General features: G+C 64.2%; 19 protein-coding genes. 9 read left to right on the forward strand and 10 right to left on the reverse strand.

What is annotated here, in order from left to right:
- The first annotated feature begins 145 nt into the window (after positions 1 to 145).
- The 3 genes from rpe (at position 146) to X771_RS139835 (ending at position 3,778) form a co-directional block, all read left to right on the forward strand.
- Positions 146 to 823: a ribulose-phosphate 3-epimerase gene (rpe, locus tag X771_RS139845; RefSeq protein WP_023689949.1), complete on the forward strand. Its 678-nt coding sequence runs from the start codon at positions 146 to 148 to the stop codon at positions 821 to 823.
- 493 nt (positions 824 to 1,316) lie between these two features.
- The gene (locus X771_RS139840) at positions 1,317 to 2,054 is read left to right on the forward strand and encodes a GntR family transcriptional regulator (protein WP_023689950.1); all 738 of its coding nucleotides are present in this window, start codon (positions 1,317 to 1,319) and stop codon (positions 2,052 to 2,054) included.
- A 212-nt stretch (positions 2,055 to 2,266) separates the two neighbouring features.
- Positions 2,267 to 3,778, forward strand: a complete 1,512-nt coding sequence (locus tag X771_RS139835) for a malonyl-CoA synthase (RefSeq protein WP_023689951.1) — start codon at positions 2,267 to 2,269, stop codon at positions 3,776 to 3,778.
- A 74-nt stretch (positions 3,779 to 3,852) separates the two neighbouring features.
- On the opposite strand, the gene X771_RS139830 is transcribed toward X771_RS139835, so the two are convergent.
- The 6 genes from X771_RS139830 to X771_RS139805 form a co-directional block, all read right to left on the reverse strand.
- Positions 3,853 to 5,907: an ABC transporter ATP-binding protein/permease gene (locus tag X771_RS139830; protein ID WP_023689952.1), complete on the reverse strand. Its 2,055-nt coding sequence runs from the start codon at positions 5,905 to 5,907 to the stop codon at positions 3,853 to 3,855.
- Between the two features lie 72 nt (positions 5,908 to 5,979).
- On the reverse strand, positions 5,980 to 7,092 hold the full coding sequence (locus X771_RS139825; protein WP_023689953.1) for an NAD(P)/FAD-dependent oxidoreductase: 1,113 nt from the start codon (positions 7,090 to 7,092) through the stop codon (positions 5,980 to 5,982).
- 9 nt (positions 7,093 to 7,101) lie between these two features.
- On the reverse strand, positions 7,102 to 8,277 hold the full coding sequence (nagA, locus tag X771_RS139820; RefSeq protein ID WP_023689954.1) for an N-acetylglucosamine-6-phosphate deacetylase: 1,176 nt from the start codon (positions 8,275 to 8,277) through the stop codon (positions 7,102 to 7,104).
- Positions 8,274 to 9,305 carry an SIS domain-containing protein gene (locus X771_RS139815; protein WP_023668848.1) on the reverse strand — a complete coding sequence of 344 codons (1,032 nt, stop codon included), beginning with the start codon at positions 9,303 to 9,305 and terminating at the stop codon, positions 8,274 to 8,276. The genes nagA and X771_RS139815 overlap by 4 nt, the downstream gene beginning before the upstream one ends.
- On the reverse strand, positions 9,302 to 10,084 hold the full coding sequence (locus tag X771_RS139810) for a GntR family transcriptional regulator (protein WP_023689955.1): 783 nt from the start codon (positions 10,082 to 10,084) through the stop codon (positions 9,302 to 9,304). The genes X771_RS139815 and X771_RS139810 overlap by 4 nt, the downstream gene beginning before the upstream one ends.
- Complete coding sequence (locus tag X771_RS139805) at positions 10,081 to 10,959, reverse strand: N-acetylglucosamine kinase (protein ID WP_023689956.1); 879 nt, start codon at positions 10,957 to 10,959, stop codon at positions 10,081 to 10,083. Before X771_RS139805 ends, X771_RS139810 begins: the two co-directional genes overlap by 4 nt.
- A gap of 198 nt (positions 10,960 to 11,157) precedes the next feature.
- Here X771_RS139805 and X771_RS139800 point away from each other — a divergent pair, with 198 nt between their 5' ends.
- The 6 genes from X771_RS139800 (at position 11,158) to X771_RS139775 (ending at position 17,953) form a co-directional block, all read left to right on the forward strand.
- Positions 11,158 to 12,114: an N-acetylmuramic acid 6-phosphate etherase gene (locus X771_RS139800; protein WP_023689957.1), complete on the forward strand. Its 957-nt coding sequence runs from the start codon at positions 11,158 to 11,160 to the stop codon at positions 12,112 to 12,114.
- A gap of 1 nt (position 12,115) precedes the next feature.
- Positions 12,116 to 13,375 (forward strand): ABC transporter substrate-binding protein, encoded by a 1,260-nt coding sequence (locus X771_RS139795; protein WP_023689958.1) that lies wholly within the window; start codon positions 12,116 to 12,118, stop codon positions 13,373 to 13,375.
- Between the two features lie 241 nt (positions 13,376 to 13,616).
- Complete coding sequence (locus X771_RS139790; protein WP_023689959.1) at positions 13,617 to 14,546, forward strand: sugar ABC transporter permease; 930 nt, start codon at positions 13,617 to 13,619, stop codon at positions 14,544 to 14,546.
- A gap of 226 nt (positions 14,547 to 14,772) precedes the next feature.
- Positions 14,773 to 15,612 (forward strand): carbohydrate ABC transporter permease, encoded by an 840-nt coding sequence (locus X771_RS139785; RefSeq protein ID WP_023668842.1) that lies wholly within the window; start codon positions 14,773 to 14,775, stop codon positions 15,610 to 15,612.
- A 250-nt stretch (positions 15,613 to 15,862) separates the two neighbouring features.
- Positions 15,863 to 16,924, forward strand: a complete 1,062-nt coding sequence (locus X771_RS139780) for a Gfo/Idh/MocA family oxidoreductase (protein ID WP_023755586.1) — start codon at positions 15,863 to 15,865, stop codon at positions 16,922 to 16,924.
- Positions 16,925 to 16,954: 30 nt separating this feature from the next.
- Complete coding sequence (locus X771_RS139775) at positions 16,955 to 17,953, forward strand: ABC transporter ATP-binding protein (RefSeq protein ID WP_023668840.1); 999 nt, start codon at positions 16,955 to 16,957, stop codon at positions 17,951 to 17,953.
- A 26-nt stretch (positions 17,954 to 17,979) separates the two neighbouring features.
- Here X771_RS139775 and X771_RS139770 read toward each other — a convergent pair whose 3' ends face one another.
- Genes X771_RS139770 through X771_RS139755 form a run of 4 tightly spaced genes read right to left on the reverse strand, consistent with a single transcriptional unit; the run spans position 17,980 to position 21,585 of the window.
- Positions 17,980 to 18,873, reverse strand: a complete 894-nt coding sequence (locus tag X771_RS139770) for an ROK family protein (protein ID WP_023689961.1) — start codon at positions 18,871 to 18,873, stop codon at positions 17,980 to 17,982.
- Positions 18,870 to 19,673 (reverse strand): alpha/beta hydrolase, encoded by an 804-nt coding sequence (locus tag X771_RS139765; RefSeq protein WP_023689962.1) that lies wholly within the window; start codon positions 19,671 to 19,673, stop codon positions 18,870 to 18,872. Before X771_RS139765 ends, X771_RS139770 begins: the two co-directional genes overlap by 4 nt.
- On the reverse strand, positions 19,670 to 20,506 hold the full coding sequence (locus X771_RS139760) for a sugar phosphate isomerase/epimerase (protein ID WP_023689963.1): 837 nt from the start codon (positions 20,504 to 20,506) through the stop codon (positions 19,670 to 19,672). The genes X771_RS139765 and X771_RS139760 overlap by 4 nt, the downstream gene beginning before the upstream one ends.
- The gene (locus X771_RS139755; protein WP_023689964.1) at positions 20,506 to 21,585 is read right to left on the reverse strand and encodes a Gfo/Idh/MocA family oxidoreductase; all 1,080 of its coding nucleotides are present in this window, start codon (positions 21,583 to 21,585) and stop codon (positions 20,506 to 20,508) included. The genes X771_RS139760 and X771_RS139755 overlap by 1 nt, the downstream gene beginning before the upstream one ends.
- Between the last annotated feature and the right edge of the window lie 11 nt (positions 21,586 to 21,596).

Raw genomic sequence — 21,596 nt, forward strand, 5'->3', positions numbered from 1 at the left:
TTCATCGTTTCGTGGAAACGCCGAACCGCTCTATCTCTTTGTTTTCACGCAATTCCGGACGGAAAGCCGTTCCCACTTTTCCTGGAATTGCTCTAGCAGTCGTCAAGGCCGCGCCCGCAAACAGGGCGCCCAAAGGGGCCGCATCATGAGCAGGAAGACCCTGATCGCGCCATCGGTGCTGGCGTCGGATTTCTCGAAGCTCGGCGACGAGGTCGAGGCGGTGGCGGCGGCCGGCGCCGACTGGATTCATCTCGACGTGATGGACGGGCATTTCGTGCCCAACATCACCTTCGGCCCGCCGGTGATCAAGGCCATCCGCAACCGCACCAAGGCCTTTTTCGACTGCCATTTGATGATTGCGCCGGCCGATCCTTATCTGGCCGCCTTTGCCGATGCCGGCTGCGACGGCATGACCGTGCATGCCGAGGCCGGACCGCATCTCGACCGCTCGCTTCAGACCATCAAGGATCTCGGCAAGAAGGCTGGCGTATCGCTCAATCCGGCGACGCCGGAAAGTGCGATCGAATATGTGCTCGACCGGCTTGACCTGATCCTGATCATGACCGTCAATCCGGGCTTTGGCGGCCAGGCCTTCATCCCGGCCATGGTCGACAAGGTCAAGCGGGTGAAAGCGCTGATCGGCAACCGGCCGATTCGCATCGAGATCGACGGCGGCGTGTCGCCGGAAACCGCCCACCTGGTCACATCAGCCGGTGCCGATGTGCTGGTGGCGGGCGCCGCCATCTTCAAGGGCGGCAGCGTCGAAGCCTACCGGGCCAATATAGAAGCCATCCGAACCGCGGCCGACCGGGCTGCCGGCTGACATCAGTTCCAGGGCAAGTTCCCGGCTGGTCGGTTCTCCTCGGCCTGATCTCCCTGCCTGATCCTTCGATCTCCCAAAAAGCCGTCAACGGGTGGCAGCCGCAAGGGCATCGCGGCAAGCGACAGGATCGCGGCATCCGGCACTAGTTTTGGCCCATAAATCTAGTGGATAACTGCCGAAGGGATCTGCATGCGGGGAGAGGTCAATCCGGCGGCATGACGCGCGTTAAGAAAAAATTATCCGTATTCGGATCTCGAAGCTGTTTCTCGAGGGCACCTGCCATGCTGGCAGACAAACTTTCTTCAGAAGAACAAGTTTTTCACGATTTTAGTTACTTCCGGCGGATAAGATGCGGTCAACCTTCCTCTTTAAGTCGAATATCGTGATCTTTCGCTTGAGGGGCGGATGCCTTAGGAGTTACAGTAAGTTCACAGGGGAAATCGTTTGCTTCGCGAACGGGCTAGCGGAGCATGGGAGAGCTACAGGAGTCATATTGACCTACGGATCTGCCGATGTGAGCGAAGGCGCGGGACCCAAGAGCACACTCGCTAGTACGGTCTATCAACAGCTTCGCGACGATCTCCTGCGCGGCGTGTTTGAAAGTGAAAGCAAGCTTCGTGTCGAATGGGTGGTTTCCCGTTACGGCGCCGGCGCCTCACCGGTTCGCGAGGCCCTCAACCGACTTGCTTCGGAAGGCCTGCTCGGCCGCCACGACCAGCGCGGTTTCTTCATCATGCCGGTCAGTGCCCCGGAACTCGAGGAATTGACGCGCACCCGCTGCTGGCTGGAAGAGCGGGCGCTGCGTGAATCCATTACCAACCGCACCGGCGAATGGGAAGAGCAGCTCGTGCTGGCCTTGCATCGCCTGGCGCGTGCCCCGCGCCGCTTGCCGGAGGACCCGTCCTCGAACAATCCGGAATGGGAAAAGCTGCACCGCGCCTTCCATCGGGCACTGATCGCAGGCTGCCGCTCGCATTGGCTGACCGGCTTTTGCGACCAGCTTTCGGATCAGGCCTCCCGTTACCGGCTGATCTCCCAGGACGGCAGCGAGCGCGACGAAATCAGTGAACATCGGCTGATTGCGGAGCGCACGGTGGATGGCGATGCCGACGGCGCCGTTGAAGCTCTCCTCAATCACTACCGTCTGACGGCAGCCATGTGCATGGAGCGCTTCAACGAAAGCGGCGATCCACGCGTGAGCGCCACCAGGGCGTTGCGCAGCCGCAGATAGAAGCGCTTCCGGTCCGCTATTTAAATCCGCCCGCTATCCAAGTCCGCTTGCCTTCATCTGATCGGCGGCAAACCCGATTTCACGTCTTTGCCGGACGGAGGCGAAATCGTTTCCTTTGTTCCAAGGCCATCCGGCTCTAAATCAAAGGGTAGAGCATTATGTCCTCCGAAAACCGCTTCACACTTTTCGGCATCATGCTCTAGGGAAGGCGCATGACCAATCACCTGTTCGACGCGTTCCGCAGCCGGATTTCAGCCTCCGAGCGCATCCTGATGGCAACCGATGACGGACGCGCAATCGCCTATGGTGACATGCTGGCGCAATCGGCACAGCTGGCACATGCGCTGAGGCATTTCGGCGTCGAGCCGGGCGACCGCGTTGCCGTGCAGGTCGAAAAAAGCCCCGAATGCATTTTCCTTTACCTCGCCTGCCTGCGCGCCGGCGCGGTCTTCCTGCCGCTCAACACCGCCTACACGCTGGCCGAACTCGGCTATTTCTTCGGGGATGCCGAGCCGCGGCTGGTCGTCTGCGACCCGGCCCGCGCCGGCGCTATCGCGCCGTTGGCGCAGGCGTCGGGTGCTGCCACCGTCACGCTTGGCAGCAATGGTGAGGGCTCGCTGACCGCACTGGCGGCACAACAGCCCACGGATTTCGACGCCGTGGCGCGCGGGCCGGACGATCTGGCCGCAATCCTTTACACATCCGGCACCACCGGACGCTCCAAGGGCGCCATGCTCAGCCATGAAAACCTGGCCTCCAATGCGCGCGTGCTGGTCGAGCAATGGCGTTTCACCGGGGATGACGTGCTGATCCACGCGTTGCCGATCTTCCATACGCACGGCTTGTTCGTCGCCACCAACGTCACCCTGATGGCCGGCGCCTCGATGCTGTTCGAGCGGAAATTCGACGCCGGCCGCATCGTCTCGCTCTTGCCCCGCGCGACAGTGCTGATGGGGGTGCCGACCTTCTATACCAGGCTCCTGCAGCAGGACGGGCTGGATGCCCAGGCGGCGAAGAACATCCGCCTGTTCGTTTCCGGCTCGGCGCCGCTGCTCGCCGAAACGCACAAGGCCTGGCGCGAGCGCACCGGCCACGCCATTCTCGAGCGCTACGGCATGACCGAGACCAACATGAACACGTCGAACCCCTATGAGGGCGAGCGTCGGGCCGGCACGGTCGGCTTCCCGCTGCCCGGCGTTTCGCTGCGCATCGCCGACCCTGACAGCGGCGATGCGCTTGGCCAGGGTGAAGTCGGCATGATCGAGGTCAAAGGTCCGAATGTCTTTTCCGGCTATTGGCGCATGCCGGAAAAAACCAAGGCGGAGTTTCGGAAGGACGGCTTCTTCATCACCGGCGACCTCGGCATCATCGACGCGGACGGCTACGTCTACATCGTCGGCCGCGGCAAGGATCTCATTATCTCCGGCGGCTACAACATCTATCCCAAGGAGATCGAGAGCGAGATCGACGCCGTTGCCGGCGTCTTGGAAAGTGCCGTCATCGGAATTGCCCATCCCGATTTCGGCGAAGGCGTCACCGCTGTCGTGGTGCGGGCGCCGGCATCGCGGATCACCGGGGCCGAGATCGTTGGCGCCATTGCCGGCCAGCTGGCCAAATACAAGCACCCGAAGCAGGTGATCTTCGTCGACGAGCTGCCGCGCAACACGATGGGCAAGGTGCAGAAGAACCTGCTGCGCGAGACCTACAAGGGTCTCTACGGCTAATCCATAGCCGGCTAATGTCTTTGCCCAAGCGCTTCGCCTGGACATCTCTGTTCGCGGTTCGGCAGTGGCGCCTTTTACCTGCGCGGCTTTTTCACCCGAGTGCTGGAACCCCACAAAGCGCGGTTCAGCAGGCTGCGTTTGCGCTTGCGCGGGATGAGGTCGACATCGCTGACGAGCTTGGCGCCGCCCTCCCGCCGCTCCAGGGTGATCTTGCGGCTGTGGAAGGCTTCGAGCTCCGCACGATGCGCCACGCTGATGATGGTGACGTCAGGCAGTTCGCGGATCACCGTCAACATCATCGTGTCCTGGCTCTTCTCGTCGAGCGCCGAAGTCGCTTCATCCAGCACCACGATATCGGGGCGATGCAGCAGCAGGCGCGCGAAGGCGAGGCGTTGCTTTTCGCCGCCCGACAGCGTCTGGTCCCATGGCGCCTCTTCCTTGATCCTGCCGGTGAGATAGCCAAGCCCCACCTTGTCGAGGGCAGCCTTGATTTGCTTGATGGTCCACTTGTCCGCCGCCGCGGGATAGGCGACCGCGCGGCGAAGCGTTCCGGAAGGGATGTAGGGGCGTTGCGGCAGCATGAACAGGCGCCTGTCGGTGTGGAAATTGACGCTGCCGCCGCCCCATGGCCACAGGCCCGCGACGGCCCGCACCAGCGTCGACTTGCCTGAACCGGATTCGCCTGAAACCAGCACCCGCTCACCCGGCTCGATCACGACCTCGGTTTCCTTGACCACGGAGGTGCCGTCGTCGAGTGTCACGGAAAGATTGTCGAGGCTGAGGATGGCGCCGTCTTCGGCTTCGCCTCGGTTGATGCGTCCGAGCGCATCGCTCTGCTCGGCGCGCTCGAGCCCGTCTAGCGACATCATCAGCGAGGCAATGCGCCGCGCGGAGGCGTTCCAGTCGGCGAGGCGCGGATAGTTGTCGACCAGCCAGCCGAACGCGCCTTGCACGATGCCAAAGGCAGACGCCGCCTGCATCACCTCGCCAAGCGTCATCGAGCCTTCGAGGAATTTTGGCGCGCACAAAAGGATCGGCACGACCGGCGCAAACAGGCTCGATCCCTGCGACACCGCCGCCGTGCGCATGTGCTGTCCGGTCAGCAGAGCCCATTGCCTCAGCACGTGGCCGAAATTTCTGTCGATGCCGCTGCGCTCCTCGTCCTCGCCTCCCAGCAAGGCGATGCTCTCGCCGTTTTCGCGCACGCGCGTCAGCGTGTAACGCAGTTCGGCCTCCGCCTGGTTCTTCCGCTCGGAGAGCTGGACGAAATCGCGGCCGATGACCACCATCGAGGTCGAGGTGATGGCGGCATAGATGATCGCGGTGATGACCAGAAAGCCGGGAATGGTGATGCTCTCACGGCCGATCGGCAGGGTGAGCGCGCCGCCGATGGTCCACAGCACGATGATAAAGGTCGAGGCCGACAGGAACGCGTTGAGGACGCCGGCGGTGAAATCGACCGGCGACTCGGTGGCGATGCGCAGATCCTCGGTCATGCGGGCCTCGGGGTTCTGGTGGTCGCCGCCCACGAGGTTCAGCTGGTAGTAGCGGCCGTTTGCCAGCCAGCGCGCGACGACCCCGGTGGTCAACCAGGAACGCCAGCGGCGCTGGATCGTCATGCGCAGATAGACCTGCGCGACGACAAGGCTGCCGCTGCAGATCACCAGCGGCACGAATACGGCGCTGAGGAGATAGACCGTGCGGGCGTTGCGCTGCTCGAGGGCATCGAACATCGAGCGGTTCCAGACATTGATGCCATACTGGAAACCGATGTTGATGCAGATCAGCAGCAGCACTCCGATAGTCAAAGGCCAGGCGAGCTTGTCGCCATCCCTCCCCCAATAGCCGCGCCCGCTAATCCAGAAACGCCGCAGCAGATATTTCTTGCGTGCCTGCTCGGCCTGCTCAGGCGTCAGCTTGGGATCGGGTTCGACGGCATCCGGCGGCGGCGCGGCCTCGCCAACGGGCTCGGACGCGGCTTCCACTGTCGATGCTTTTTTCTCGCGCGGCGTGTCCTCGCGCGGTCCATCTCCGCGCGTTTGCCGTGACGGGTTTTCCCGACGCGACTTCGTGGCATCGCGCGCTCCGACACCGTCGGCCGGTTTCGATTTGGGTTTTGCCTCGGACATATGCCCCGACAACGACCTCCATATCAAAAGGTTTCATGGTATGCGCCTGCCCGACGTTTCAGGAAACGTCCGTCATTGCGGATATAACAGCCCAACGACATGTTCTGCGATGGCGAGGCTGGCGGTGAGGCCAGGGCTCTCGATGCCGAACAGATTGACGATCTGGCCGGCGTGATGGTCGGCAGGTCCCTGCACGATGAAGTCGGTGGCCGGCTGGCCCGGACCGGACAGTTTCGGCCTGACGCCGGCATAGGCCGGTTGCAGGGCGCCGTCCGCCAGGCCGGACCAGTAGCGCCTGATTTCGTCGTAGAAGGCAGCGCCTCGTGCGGGATCGACGGTATAGTCGACGCGATCGATCCATTCGACATCCGGGCCAAAGCGCGCGCTCCCCGACATGTCGAGGGTCAGGTGCACGCCGAGGCCGCCATGGACCGGCACCGGATAGATCAGCCGCGAAAAGGGCGAGCGGCCGGAAAGCGCGAAATAATTGCCGCGCGCCAGCCACAGCGGCGGAACACGGTCTTGCGGGAGGCCTTCGATGCGGCCGGCGAGCGCCTGCGCGTCGAGGCCGGCGGCGTTGATGAAGGCGCCGGTCTTCAAGGTGAAACCCTCGCCATCGGCGTCGCGCGTGTCGATCCGGATGCCGTCGGCTTCGATGCTCGCGCCTGAGACAACGGTGAGCAAGGCGAAAGATGCGCCAGCCGCTTCCGCGTCTCCACGCAATGACAGCATCAGCGCCTGGCTGTCGACGATGCCGGTTGACGGCGACAGCAGCGCGCCGGCGCAGCTCAGCGCCGGTTCCAGGCTTTCGGCCTCTGCGCGCGTCAAAAGCTTGAGGTCACCGACTCCGCATTGCGCCGCGTTGATCTGGATCGCCTGCAGTTTGTCCAACTGGTCGGATTCGGCGGCAACGATCAGTTTGCCGGTGCGATGATGGGCGACGTCGTGCTCGCGGCAATAGGCATAGAGACGCTCGCGGCCGTTGACGCAGAGACGGGCCTTCAGGCTGCCCGGCGTATAATGAAGCCCGGCATGGATGACTTCCGAATTGCGCGAACTGGTGCCGGTGCCGATGGCTGCGGCCTTCTCGACCACCAGCACCTCGCGGCCCGACAGCGCCAGCGCGCGGGCAATGGCGAGGCCGACAACACCGGCTCCGGCGACAACGCAGTCGACATCATGCATGGGTGGACTTTAGCGCGGACTGTCCGCGCCTGCAAAAACCTTGTCGCCGCCGATCCAGACGCCGTTGACGTCGAGGGCGTCCGACAGAGCGACGATATCGGCAGCCGTGCCATTGGCGAAGCGGCCGAGCCGGTGGGCCTGGCCGACCGCCTGCGCCGGATAGAGCGAGGCCATGCGCAACGCTTCCGACAGGTCCAGCCCGACAATCCGGTGGACGTAGCGAACCGCCGAGATCATATCGAGATCGGCGCCGGCCAGCGTGCCGTCGGCCAGCCTCAGGCTGCCATCCTTGCGATAGATGATGCGGCCGTTGAGGGTGAACGATGTCATGTCGGTGCCGATCGTCGCCATGGCGTCTGTAACCAGCACGATCCTGCCCGGTCCCTGCTTGGCGCGCAGCGCGATTGCCATGGTGGCGGGATCGACATGGATGCCGTCGGCGATGATCCCGGCCGACAGACTGCCTATGTCGATGGCCGCACCCGCCAGCCCCGGCTCACGGTTGCCGATCTGGCTCATGGCGTTGAACAGATGTGTGACCACGCTGGCGCCGGCATCGGCAAAGGCTCTGGCCGTGGCGTAGCCGGTGTCGGAATGGCCGAGGCTGACAATCACACCGGCCTTGGCCAAGGCCGCAACGCGGGCAGGCTCGACGGATTCGGGCGCTATCGTCGTCAGCAGCACCGGCAGGTTTTTGCGTGCCGCGACCAGCGCCGCTTCATCCGCATCCGTCATCGGCCGGATCAGCGCCGGTTCATGCGCCCCCTTGCGGGCGACGGAGAGATGCGGCCCTTCGAGATGCAGGCCGAGAAATCCCGGCAGTTTTTGCCGTGCCGCCCCGGTGCCGGCGGCAATGGCCGCGGCGGTGATATCAGGCGTATCGGTGATTAGCGTCGGCAGCAGTGCGGTCGTGCCGAACGGCGCATGCGCCCGGCAGATGGTTGCCAGCGAGGCGACATCGGGATGGTCGTTGAGCATGACGCCGCCGCCGCCATTGACCTGCAGGTCGACAAAACCCGGCACCAGCATGCCGCCCCCGGCGTCGATGCGGGCAATGCCCGACGGAATGGCGCCGACGGGATGAATGCCTTCGACCACATCGCCGTGCACGACAAGGGCGGCGTTGTCATGCCAGTCGTCGCCATCGAAAATGCGGGCGCCAGTCAGGGCAAAACGGTCGCTCATACGGTTTCCGTCACCTTGCGCAGATTGCGTGGCACATCCGGATCGAGGCCGCGGTGGCGGGCGAAAGCCTCGACGAAGCCGTAGAAGGACACGATCAGCGTCAGCGGATCGGTCAAGGGATGACCGGTGGCGACATGCGGCAGCCGCGCCGCGCTCTTGGCTTTGTCCGAGGTTACAAAAACGGCGGCACCCTTGCCGGCAAGGTTGTCGGCAGCCTCTGCCACGGACGGCTCGGAGGCATCGCGGGCGGCGAGCGCCAGCACCGGGAAGCCTGGCCCGACCAGCGCCAGCGGGCCGTGCATGACTTCGGCAGCACTGTAGGCCTCGGCATGCATGCCGCAGGTCTCTTTGAATTTCAGCGCCGCCTCGTCGGCCATCGCCGCCGACGGGCCACGTCCCAGGATGAACAGCGATTGCGGCGTCTCCAACGCGCCGGCCAGCGCCATCCAGTCGCAGGCGATCGCCTTGCTGAAATGCTCGGGCAGGCGGGCAAGGGCGGCCAGCAGTCTGTCGTCGCCGGTGCAATGCGCCATCAGCGCCAGGCCGGCGACCGCCGAATTGACGAATGTCTTGGTCGCCGCGACGCTGCGCTCGGGGCCGGCCAGAATGTCGATGGCAAAATCCGAAGCCCGCGCCAGCGGCGAATCGGCGGTGTTGGTGATGGCGACGGTGAGCGCACCGCCGGCCCGTGCCGTCTCGGCCATGGCGACGATGTCAGGGCTCTTGCCGGATTGCGAGATGGCGAGGCAAGCGGAACCGGCGAGCTTGAGCTTGGCGCCGTAGATCGAGGCGATCGACGGACCGACCGATGCCACGGCCAGGCCGGCGGTCAGTTCGACGGCATATTTCATGAAGGTGGCGGCATGGTCGGACGAACCGCGCGCGACGGTAACGACGAAGCTCGGATCGCGCTCGCGAATGCCGCGTCCGGCCTCGGTCAGCACCGCCGCCGAGCCATCGAGCAGACGCGCGACGGCTTGCGGAATTTCGTCGATCTCGCGCCGCATATGGGTGGTCTTGGGGATCATGGTCGGCCCTCTTCGCTCGGCCCTGTCAGGCGCAGTTCGGCGACGAAATCATAGGCGTCGCCGCGGTAGATGGAGCGGGTGAACTCGATCACCTTGCCGCTCGCGAGATAGGAAATGCGTTCGATGTGCAGGCCGGCAATGCCGGATGGCACTTCGAGCAGACGCGCATCAGCGTCGCCGAGATTGGCGGCGGAAATGCGCTGCACCGCCCGCACCGGCCGGTTGCCGGTCAGTTGCAGCGCCGCATAGAGTGACGAGCCTATCCCGGCCGGATCCGGCAGCACGCTGGCCGACAACGAGGCGCGTTCGATGGCCAGCGGCGTGTCGTTTGCGATGCGCAGGCGCGCCACGCGCGCCACCAACTCGTTCGAGGACAGGCCGAGCACCATCATCTCGTCGGGCGAGGGCGGGTAGAGGTCGCGGTCGAGCCAGACTGAACGCACCGCCATGCCGCGCCTTGCCATGTCCTCGGTGAATGAAGTGAGCCTGGACAGCGACTGCTCGACGCGCTCCATGCGCGGCGCGACGAAGGTGCCGGAGCCGTGGCGCTGCACGAGGATGCCGCCCTTGACCAGATCCTGCACCGCCTTGCGCACGGTGACGCGCGAAATGTCGGCCTTGGTGGCGATGTCGCGCTCGGAAGGCAGCGCATCGCCCGGCCCGATCAGGCCGCGATTGACGGCGTCCTCGATGCTTTTCCTGAGCTGCAGGTAGAGCGGGGCGCCGCTCTGCGACGACTGCCTCAGCGTGGCGAAGATCTGGTCGGCGGCATCGCTCATCGCGTCGCCTCCGCTTTGACGAAGATGCGGGCCGCCATCTGCACGGCGCCGCCCAGCGCATCGTCGAGCGGCGCTTTCAGCAGCGCCTGGTAGCGCCGCGAGAGGCGCGGTCCATAGAGCGGCGCCAGCCCGCCGAGCAGGCAGAGCGGGGCGTCATCAGAGAGGTCGAGCGCGTGGAGCGACGCCTCGACATCGGCAACCGACTTGTCCACGATCCAGTTGGCGACGCTGTCGCCCTTCTCGGCATGCTCGAAAACCTTGGGCGCGAAGCCGCCGAAATCGCCGGGCTTGGCATTGGTGGTGAACTCGACCACGTCTTCGGGATTGTTGCGGAAAATGGCCATCATGCTGTCGGTCAGGGCTGAGCGCGGCCGGACGCCGTCATGGGCGAGCAGCGTCTGCTCCAGCAGGTCGCGGCCGATCCGGGCGCCGCTGCCTTGATCACCGACCTGAAAGCCCCAGCCGCCGATGGCGCGCGACGTGCCGCCCTTGCGCGCCATATAGGCGGTGCCGGTGCCGAGGATGGCCATGGCGCCGTCACCAGAGCCGACTGCCCCTTCGAGCGCGATCTCGGCGTCCGTCTCGACGCGGCTGATGCTGAACGGCAGGATTGCTTCAAGCTGCTGGCGGTAGGTGCCGACATTGGCGCCGGCAAGGCCGAGAATAGCTGGTGTCTGCGGGATCAGGTCCGGATCTTGCCCGGCGGCGATGAAGGCCTGACGAGCAGCCTCGACGATGTGGGTGCGAGCGCCGGTGAGATCGGTGCGGATGTTGGCGGCGCCGCTTTTGGCACGGCCAATGACAACGCCATCGCCTGTCGCAAGGGCTGCCCTGCAGCTGGTGCCGCCGCCGTCGATACCGAGCACGAATTTCACGCGATGTCTCCTCCGGGCGATAATACCAATAAAATACCAATAGCCAAGGGATTAATTTCCGTTTCAAAAAGATTAAGGCGTATCAGGTTGAAAAACCCGGGAATTTCGCCGGCTCAACGATTTCCAGTTCGCAATTTCGTTAATGCGTCTGGACAAGTGGTATTTTTTTGGTATTGTTCGTCCATGGGAGGGACAGGGATGGCCGAACCGCGCACCGAAGCGCTTCACAGCAATGCCGAGGGACTGGACATCCAGGCCCCGGACGCCATCCTTTCTTCTTTGGTCAATGCGCAGATCGAGGCCGCCAAGGCTGTGCGCGACGCCATTCCCGCCATCGCCGCCGCAGCCGAAATCATCGCCGGGCGGCTGAACGGCGGCGGCAAGCTCGCCTATGCTGCGGCCGGCAGCTCCGGCCTGATGGCGCTGGCCGACGCGCTGGAGTTGCCCGGCACCTTCGGCATCAAGCGCGAACGCATCGCCATCCTCATCGCCGGTGGCGACGACGCTTTCAAGACCCTGGCCGGCGGACCGGAAGACGACACCGACGAAGCCTCGACGGCAATTGCCGGCGCCGGCATCGGCAAGGGCGACTGCCTGATCGCGATTTCGGCCAGCGGCTCGACGCCCTATGCGGTGCAGGCGCTGAAGGATGCGCGCAGCCGGGGCGCGGCAACCATCGCCATTGCCAACAACAAGGACACGCCCCTGCTCAGGCTGGCCGACGTCGCCATCCTGCTCGAGACGCCACCGGAGGTGATTGCCGGCTCGACGCGCATGGGCGCCGGCACTGCCCAGAAGATCGCGCTCAACATGCTGTCGACGCTTACCGCCATTCATCTCGGCCATGTCCATGACGGCTACATGGTCAATCTCACCGCCGACAACATCAAGCTGCGCGACCGCGCGGCTCGCATCGTCGCCGCTATCAGCGGCCGCGACCGGCAAGACGCCGTGCGGCTGCTCGAAGCGAGCGGCGGCGTCGTCAAGATAGCCATTCTGCTCGCCGCCGGCGCTGCCAACGCCGTTGCGGCCGAGAAGATACTGGAAGGGACCGGCCAGAAGCTGCGGCCAGCCCTTTCCGCGATCGAGGGGAACAAGGGCGCGAAGGCCCCTGTTCTCAAAACCGAACCTGAAAAAGGTCAACAGGGAGACTAGCATGACAACGAAATTACTGACGGCACTGCTTCTCGGCACCAGCATTCTCGGCACCGCCGGGTTGGCTCACGCCGATGACGTAACGCTCAATATCGAAAGCTGGCGCGGCGACGACCTTGCCATCTGGAAGGACAAGCTGATCCCGGCTTTTGAGGCCAAGAACCCGGGCATCAAAGTGGTGTTCGCACCGTCGGCGCCGACCGAGTATGACGCCGCACTCGGCGCCAAGCTCGCCGCCGGCTCGGCTGGCGACCTGATCACCTGCCGCCCGTTCGACAAGTCGCTCGAACTGTTCAAGAAGGGCAACCTTGCCGACCTGTCGGCGCTGCCCGGCATGGAAAACTTTTCGCCCGTTGCCAAGGCCGCCTGGCAGACCGACGACGGCAAGGCGAGCTTCTGCGTGCCGATGGCCTCGGTCATTCACGGCTTCATCTACAACAAGGACGCCTTCGACAAGCTCGGCCTCAAGGTGCCGACGACGCGTGACGAGTTCTTCGCCGCGCTCGACAAGATCAAGGCCGACGGCACCTACATCCCGATGGCCATGGGCACCAAGGACCTCTGGGAAGCCGCGACCATGGGCTATCAGAACATCGGTCCGAACTACTGGAAGGGCGAAGAGGGCCGCGCGGCGCTGATCAAGGGCGACCAGAAGCTGACCGACAAGGACTGGGTTGCTCCCTATGAGGAACTGGCCAGGTGGAAGCCTTATCTCGGCGACGGCTTCGAGGCCCAGACCTATCCGGACAGCCAGAACCTGTTCACGCTTGGCCGCGCCGCCATCTACCCGGCGGGATCGTGGGAGATCGGCCTGTTCAACACCCAGGCGCAGTTCAAGATGGGCGCCTTCCCGCCGCCGGTCGAGAAGGCCGGCGACACCTGCTACATCTCCGACCATACCGATATCGGCATGGGCCTGAATGCGGCGTCGAAGAATGCCGACGCGGCCAAGACCTTCCTGTCCTGGGTCGCCTCGCCGGACTTCGCCACCATCTACGCCAACGCACTGCCGGGCTTCTTCAGCCTAAATTCCACCCCGGTGAAGATGGAAGACCCGCTGGCGCAGGAATTCGTCTCCTGGCGCGACAAGTGCAAGTCGACGATCCGCTCGACCTACCAGATCCTGTCGCGCGGCACGCCGAACCTCGAGAACGAAACCTGGGTTGAATCGGCCAACGTCATCAACGGCACCGACACGCCGGAAGCTGCCGCCAAGAAGCTGCAGGACGGCCTCGACAGCTGGTACAAGCCGGGCAAGTAAGCTCAGAGACAGACAGGGCCCCAAGTGGACGGCCCTGCGTTTTTCGACAGCATCATCGACTGCGAACGACGGCGCCGCCCCTCATCCGCCTGCCGGCACCTTCTCCCCGTATAGTGACGGGGAGAAGGATCAGCCGAAACGCAGGCGCCCCTCTCCCCGTCCTTCACGGGGAGAGGGTAAGGGTGAGGGGCAGCGCTGCCGTCGAAGGCATTGCTAAACCTGATCGGCGGGGACCGCACTCATGGCCGCACAAACACGACCGAAACGACCGTTCCGCTCGCATATCGGCGTCTTTCTGGCGCCGGCGCTGCTGGTCTATACGGCGATCATGATCCTGCCGCTGGCCGGCACGCTGCAGCTGTCGCTGTTCCGCAATGTCGATCAGCATCAGGTGTTCGTCGGTTTCACCAACTTCCGTACGTTGTTCGGCGACCCCAACTGGTCGATCGGCTTCTGGAACGCGCTGCGGAACAATACCTGGTTCTTCATCATCCACATGGTGGTGCAGAACCCGATCGGTGTCATGCTGGCGGCATTGCTGTCCAGCCCGAGGCTGAGATTCGCCGCCTTCTACCGCACCGCGATCTTCGTGCCGACCATCCTGTCCTTCGTCATCGTCGGCTTCGCCTGGAAACTGATCCTGTCGCCGTTATGGGGCGTGGCGCCGCATCTGATGGACCTGGTCGGCTTGAAAAGCCTGTTCACGCCGTGGCTGGGCAAGGAACGATATGCGCTGACCGCGCTCAGCCTGATCTCGGTGTGGCAGTTCGTCGGCATCCCGATGATGCTGATCTATGCAGCCCTTTTGTCGATCCCCGAAGAGGTGATCGAGGCGGCCGAATGTGACGGCATCACCGGCATGTCGCAGTTCTGGAAGATCAAGCTGCCGCTGATCCTGCCCTCGATCGGCATCATCTCGATCCTGACCTTCGTCGGCAATTTCAACGCCTTCGACCTGATCTACACCGCGCAAGGGGCGCTCGCCGGCCCGAACTATTCGACCGATATTCTGGGCACTTTCCTCTACCGCGCCTTCTTCGGCTTTCAGCTGCAGACCGGCGATCCCAATATGGGCGCGGCGATCGCCACGATGATGTTCCTGATCATCCTCGGCGGCGTCTGCGTCTACCTCTTCCTCGTCCAGACGCGCCTGCGTCGCTACCAGTTCTGAGGGGCGAGATGTCGAGCTTGAACACCCCCCTCTGGCCTGCCGGCCATCTCCCCCGCAAGGGGGGAGATTGGCAGCTCTGGCCTTGCCGCTCGTCTTGCAACGTTGGCGATTGGCGAAAGCAGTCGCGGCATCTGATCTCCCCCCTTGCGGGGGAGATGTCCGGCAGGACAGAGGGGGGTGCCTTGGTGCCGACCTCAACAGTCATCGCTCGTCAGGAGACCTTCCAATGAGCACCGCCACCCGTTCGCTGCCCCGCACCATCGGCGCCCACGCGATCCTTCTGACCTATACGGCGATCGCGCTGTTTCCGGTGATCCTGGTCATCATGAATTCGTTCAAGTCACGCGCCGGCATCTTCAGCGAGCCGCTGACGCCGCCGACGCCAAAAACCTTCGACCTGATCGGCTATACCACCGTGATCGGGCAGGGCGACTTCATCCACTATTTTCAGAACAGCCTCGTCGTCACCGTCGCCTCGCTGTTCTTCGTGCTTCTGTTCGGCGCGATGGCGGCGTTCGCGCTGTCGGAATACCGCTTTCGCGGCAACACGCTGATGGGGCTTTACCTCGCGCTCGGCATCATGATCCCGATCCGGTTGGGCACCGTCGCCATCCTGCAATTGATGGTGGCGAGCGGTCTGGTCAACACGCTGACGGCGCTGATCCTGGTCTACACCGCGCAGGGGCTGCCGCTGGCCGTCTTCATCCTGTCGGAATTCATGAAGCAGGTGTCAGACGATCTGAAGAATGCCGGCCGGATCGACGGCCTGTCGGAATACACCATCTTCTTCCGGCTGGTGCTGCCGCTGGTGCGGCCCTCGATGGCGACGGTCGCCGTCTTCACCATGATCCCGATCTGGAACGATCTGTGGTTCCCACTGATCCTGGCGCCGTCGGAAGAGACCAAGACGGTGACGCTCGGCGCGCAGCTTTTCCTCGGCCAGTTCGTCACCAACTGGAACGCCATCCTGGCGGCACTCTCGCTGGCGATCATGCCTGTGCTGACTCTCTACGTCATCTTCTCGCGGCAGCTGATCCGCGGCATCACATCCGGAGCCGTCAAGTGAGCGGAGCCCTACAAATCTCTGCTGGAGCCTTCACCCCACCCGGCGCTGCGCGCCGACCTCCCCATCAAGGGGAGGTAAAAGGTCGTGGCTTCATTCACGACCGCCAAAGAGCGACTTTCGGAGAAGCTTCTTTGGCAGTGAGGGTGTTCGCGCCAACGTCCTACCTCCCCTCGATGGGGAGGTCGGCGCGAAGCGCCGGGTGGGGTGACACCCTCTCAGAAGGAACAACTGGAACATCTGGAGTAGTTAGATGACCTCTAAATCGCCCCTTCGCGTCGTCGTCGCAGGCCTCGGTAATATGGGGCGTAGCCATGCGCTGGCCTACCACACTAATCCGGGCTTCGAGATCGCGGCCCTGATCAACCGCTCCGACGTGCCGTTACCGGACGGGCTGTCGGGCTATGGCATCAGGCGCTCCTTCGACGACGCGTTGCGCGATGAAAAGCCGGATGTCGCCTGCATCGCCACCTATTCCGACAGCCATGCCGACTATGCGGTGAAGGCATTCGAGGCCGGCTGCCACGTCTTCGTCGAGAAGCCGCTCGCAACGACGGTGGCGGACGCCAAGCGCGTCGTCGCCGCGGCCAAGGCCAACGGCCGAAAATTGGTGATCGGCTACATCCTGCGCCACCACCCGTCCTGGGTCAGGCTGATCGCCGAGGCGCGCAAGCTCGGCGGCCCTTACGTGTTTCGCATGAACCTCAACCAGCAATCGTCAGGCCCGACCTGGCAGACGCACAAGCAGTTGATGCAGACGACGTCGCCGATCGTCGATTGCGGCGTGCACTATCTCGACGTGATGCTGCAGATCACCGACGCCAGGCCGGTCGAGGTGCGCGGCATGGGGCTGCGGCTGACCGAGGAAATCGCGCCGACAATGTACAATTACGGCCATCTCCAGGTGCTGTTCGACGACGGCTCGGTCGGCTGGTACGAGGCGGCTTGGGGCCCGATGATCTCGGAGACAGCGTTCTTCGTGAAGGACGTGATTTCGCCCAATGGCTGCGTGTCGATCGTCATGAAGGAAGGTGTGAAGTCGGACGACATCGACACCCACACCAAGACCTCGACCATCCGCCTGCACAGTGCGGCGACCGGCGCGGACGGCAAGTTCGCCAGGCCGGACGAGATGCTGTCGATGGACGGCGAACCCGGCCACCAGGACCTCTGCGATCTCGAACAGGCCTTCGTGCTGAAGGCGATCCGGGAAGACATTGACCTGACCCGCCACATGGACGACGCGGTGAAATCGCTCGCCGTCTGCCTTGCCGCCGATGAGAGCGTGCGCAGCGGCGCCCCAGTTAAGCTCTAGTAGGGCAAACTCTAGAACAAGGACGAAGCCGTGGGCTCGCTGGTAATCGAGAATGTGAAGAAGGCCTTCGGGCCGGTCGAGGTGCTGAAAGGCATCAACCTCGAAGTGACCGACGGCGAATTCGTCGTCTTCGTCGGCCCATCTGGCTGCGGCAAGTCAACCTTGCTCAGGGTCATCGCCGGGCTGGAGGATTCGACCTCCGGCAGGGTGGTGATCGACGGCGCCGATGTCTCGGCCACGCCCCCGGCAAAACGCGGCATCGCCATGGTGTTCCAGACATACGCGCTCTACCCGCATCTGACGGTGAAGAACAATATGGGCCTCGGCCTCAAGCAGGCCGGCACGCCCGCCCCGGAGATCGAACGCCGCATCGGCGTCGCCTCGTCGATGCTGTCGCTGGAACCGTATCTCGAGCGGCGGCCGGCGGAGCTGTCGGGCGGCCAGCGCCAGCGCGTCGCCATCGGCCGCGCCGTGGTGCGCGAGCCAAAACTGTTCCTCTTCGATGAGCCCTTGTCGAACCTCGACGCAGCGCTTCGCGTCAACACGCGGCTGGAGATCGCGCAGCTGCATCGCCGGCTGAAGGCGACGATGATCTACGTCACCCACGACCAGGTCGAGGCGATGACGCTGGCCGACAAGATCGTCGTGCTCAACGCCGGCCAGATCGAGCAGATCGGCGGCCCGATGGAGCTCTACAATTCGCCGGCAAACGAGTTCGTCGCCGGCTTTATCGGCTCGCCGAAGATGAATTTCATCGACGGCGCCAGATTGGGCGAGACGGCCAAGACGATCGGCGTGCGGCCGGAGCATCTGACCGTGGATCCAAGGTCCGGCGCGTGGAAGGGAACGGTGGTGCATGCCGAACATCTCGGCGCCGACACCAACCTCTATCTCGACTGCGAAAAGGCCGGGCTGATCACGGTCCGCATTTTCGGTGTCTACGACGCCGAGCCAGGTGCGACGCTGTATGCAACGCCGGAGCCGGGTAAGACATACCGGTTTGGGGCGGATGGGAAGACGATCAAGTAATCCTTCGCCGACAGCAACCACGGCGATCACACCGCGCCGAGCAGCACCGCGCCATGGATCGCCGCCTGCCAGCCCAGGGCCGCCCAGCGTATGTCCAGAGGCTCTACAACAACCGAATGCGGCAGGCTGTCCGCGATGCGCTGCTTGAGCGCCTGGCGGGGATAGGACTTCATGTCGACAATGCCGCCACCGATCAAGATCGTCTGCGGGGAAAACAAAGCGGCTGCCGTTGCGATGGTCACCGCCTGCTGCCAGACGATCTCATCGAGCCATTCGCGCAGCGACGGTGGCTGCCCGGTCGCCGAAAACAGCTCGGCAACCGGGATATCGTAGTCTGTCGCGAGTTCGACAAGCGTTGCCCCTGAGGCGTAGGTCTCGACGCGGTTTGGCGGTCCGCTTTCGTCAGGCCGGTAGATCGGCATATGGCCGATTTCCAGCGCCCAGCCGCCGCCCCTGAAAATGCCGTCCTTGCCGAGATAGGCCGCACCGATGCCGGTGCCGAGATAGACCGCCAGCACCTCCTTTTGCCGCTTCACCGCGCCGGCAACGCTTTCGCCCAGCAATTGCAGCACGACGTCGCGTTCGAGCCGCACGGGAACGCGGAGCCGCGATGCCAGTTCCGTACCCAGCCGGATGCCGTTCAGTTCGGGAATGTTGGCCGTGTGCAGCACCGTGTCGAAGTCGCGGTCGATGAACCCAGGCACCGTCGCAACGACCCGTGCAGGTTTGAGCCCGGCATCGCGGCAGGCTGCGGTGACCGCATCGGCCAACCCCGCCACCGGCGCGTCCTTGCGCAGTTGCGCGGTCGGGTAGGTGCGGGCAAAATCCACCGGGATGCCGTGGTCGGCAAAGCCAACCTTGACCGACGTGCCGCCGATCTCGACCACGGCGATCGTGTCGTCCATCGTTTGATGCGTCATGCCAGCGCTTCCAGGAATTCCGAAAGACAGGCGCGGAATTCCCGCCGGTAGGCGGCGCGATCCTGCGATTTGGCTGCGATGGTGCAAAGCCGGGCCGACGGGATGAGCCCGGCCAGCGTCTGTGCGTCGTCCAGTCGATGGACGAGGTCATGGTCATGGCCGATGACCAGGGTCGGAACTGCAATGGCGCGGATGTCGGCATCGCTCACGCCAGGGCCATCGCCCGCGATCGCCACAAGCAGCCTGCCGAAGCGAACCGAATCCGGGCGATTGAAGAAGCCTTGCAGGCTGGCGAGATTGTCCGGCGCCAGCCTGGCCAGTTCGCCGGCAACAGCGCTGTCATCGAACAGACGCCTGGCGTCTTGGGGCGAATGCCGCATCAAGAGATCGCCGACCACGGCATAGGGCCTCATATTGGCCGGTGCAGCCTGGGATACCCACGCAGGCCGGGCGAGCACCAGCGCCCGCACCCGCGCCGGCCTGTGCACCGCCAGGCGAAGCGCCAGCGCCGCGCCCATCGAGATGCCGCCGACGACGGCCGGGCCGAGGCCGAGATCGTCGGCCAGTGCATCGACGTCCTCGGCAAACGTCGCGATCGAAAGCTGCTCGACAGGCCCGTAGCCGGATCCGCCCTGGCCACGGCATTCGAGCGTCACGCGCCGCGTCACCGGCAGATCGGGAAACACGTCGGCCACCTGCGCCTCATCGCCGCCCAGCCCATGCTGGAAGATGACGGGAAGGCCCGTGCCGACCTCCCGGTAGGCAAGGTCGACGCCATCGCGGCTGAAGGTCTTTTTCACGCGCGCTCGCTCTCTTCAAGTACGGTGCGCAGAAAGGCGCCGACACCTGGCGCCTCGGCCTCTGTCAGGCCATGCGTGATCAGGGGGCCGTCGAACCCGGCGGCTCTTAGGCAGCCGATGAAATGCGGGAAATCGACGACGCCCTGTCCGGCGGCGGCAAAACTGCCATCGGCATTGCGGTCCTTGGCATGGGCCATGCCGATCTCGGCGGCCAGCAGATCGACGGCTTCGTCGATGAGGCGATGACGCTCCGCGCTGTCTGCCACTTCGAACAGATTGGCCGGATCGAGCACGATGCGCAGGCGCTTGCTGTTCATTTCGTCCAGCAGGCGGCGTGCGGCCCGGGCGCTGGAGAGGACATTGGCCAGTTCCGGTTCGATGCCAAGCTCGATGTCGAAGCGCTCGGCAATCGCGATCGCCGCTTCCATCTCCGTCCGCAGATCGCTCCATGCCGCGTCGCTTGCATTGTCGGGATGCCAGCGCCACTGATCCTGCGCATCCCTTGTGCCGGTGCACAGCGTAATCAGTCGCGTGCCCATATCGGCGCATGAGGCGGCGAGCACCTCGAGCCGGGCAAGACCTGACACACGAACCGTGCGATCCGGGTGGATCATGTTGTAGGTTCCCGAAACCGCCGCGATCGAAACGCCGGTTTCACCGCTCGCCTCAGCGACGGACCGGGCCGCGTCGCGTTCGATGCGGTCCGGCATCGACGGCAGTCGAAGGCACGCCATGTTGAACTGCGCCGCCGTGTAGCCGCCGTCCGCGACCGCGCGCAGCACCGGCAAGGCACCGGTGGTGGCGAAGGTCTTGGCGAAAATCCCAAGCTGCATCACACCACCCCGTCGACATCGGGGAGACGGACGGCGCGGCCGCCGGCAGCGGCCGAGCGGGCGATGGCCGCCATGCCCCTGACCGATGCGATGCCGTCCTCGATGCCGGCGCCGATCATCGGCGCGCCATTCAGCACGACATCGGCAAAGCCTTCGAGCTGGCGGCGATAGAAGTGGCCATCCGCGCCAAGCGTGCGGTGCCAACTGCCATCGGCCTCGCGGAAAATGTCGACCTCACTGCTCTTGTAGTACCAGGGGTTATACGTCTTCGCGAGAACGCTGCCGTTCTGGCCGTAGATCTGGAACCCTTCGTGCCAGTCCATGCGCACGGCGACCGTCAGGTCGAGATGGCCGATCGTGCCGTCGGCGAAGATGGTGGTGATGAACCAGCAATAGGCGCCATAGCGCTCGGTGAGCCGCGCCTCCACCGCTTCGATCGGCCCATGCAGATGGCGCGCCGTATCGAGGAGATGGCTGCCATGCGCCAGCATATAATACTGGCGCAGATCCGCCTTGGGATTGACGGCAGGCTTGCGCGCCTTGGCGCTGGTGATGATCAGCGGCTGCACCGCGTCGGTCATCGGGTAGCGGTGGGTACTGTCGCAGTACCAGCCCTTGAACGCCAGCCGCTCGCCCATTTCGTCGTCGACGAAAGCCTTTGCCGCCTGGATGCCGGGATCGAAGCGCTTCATATGGCCGACCTGGAGCACCTTGCGGCTCTTGTCGAGCGTGGCCCGCAAGCCTTCGACCTCCTCGACCGAAACGCCCAGCGGCTTTTCGCAAAGCACATGCTTGCCGGCATCGAGCGCCAGTTCCGCGGCCTTGACGTGAAAAATGTCCGATGTCGCGATGATGACGGCATCGAGATCGGGATCGGCCAGCATCTGGCCGTAGTCGGCATAGGATTTTTCGGGCGCGTAGGTCGCGGCCATCCTGTCGCGCAGATCGTCGGCGACATCGCAAATGGCATAGAGGTCGGCATTGCGCGCCTTGGTGCAGGATTCGAAATGCGCTGCCTGCGCAATCGGACCGCAGCCGAGCACGCCGACACGCAGCCGCTTTTCGTCTTTGCGAGGCATGGAATCTCTCC

The sequence above is a fragment of the Mesorhizobium sp. LSJC269B00 genome (assembly GCF_000502815.1).
Lineage (GTDB): Bacteria > Pseudomonadota > Alphaproteobacteria > Rhizobiales > Rhizobiaceae > Mesorhizobium.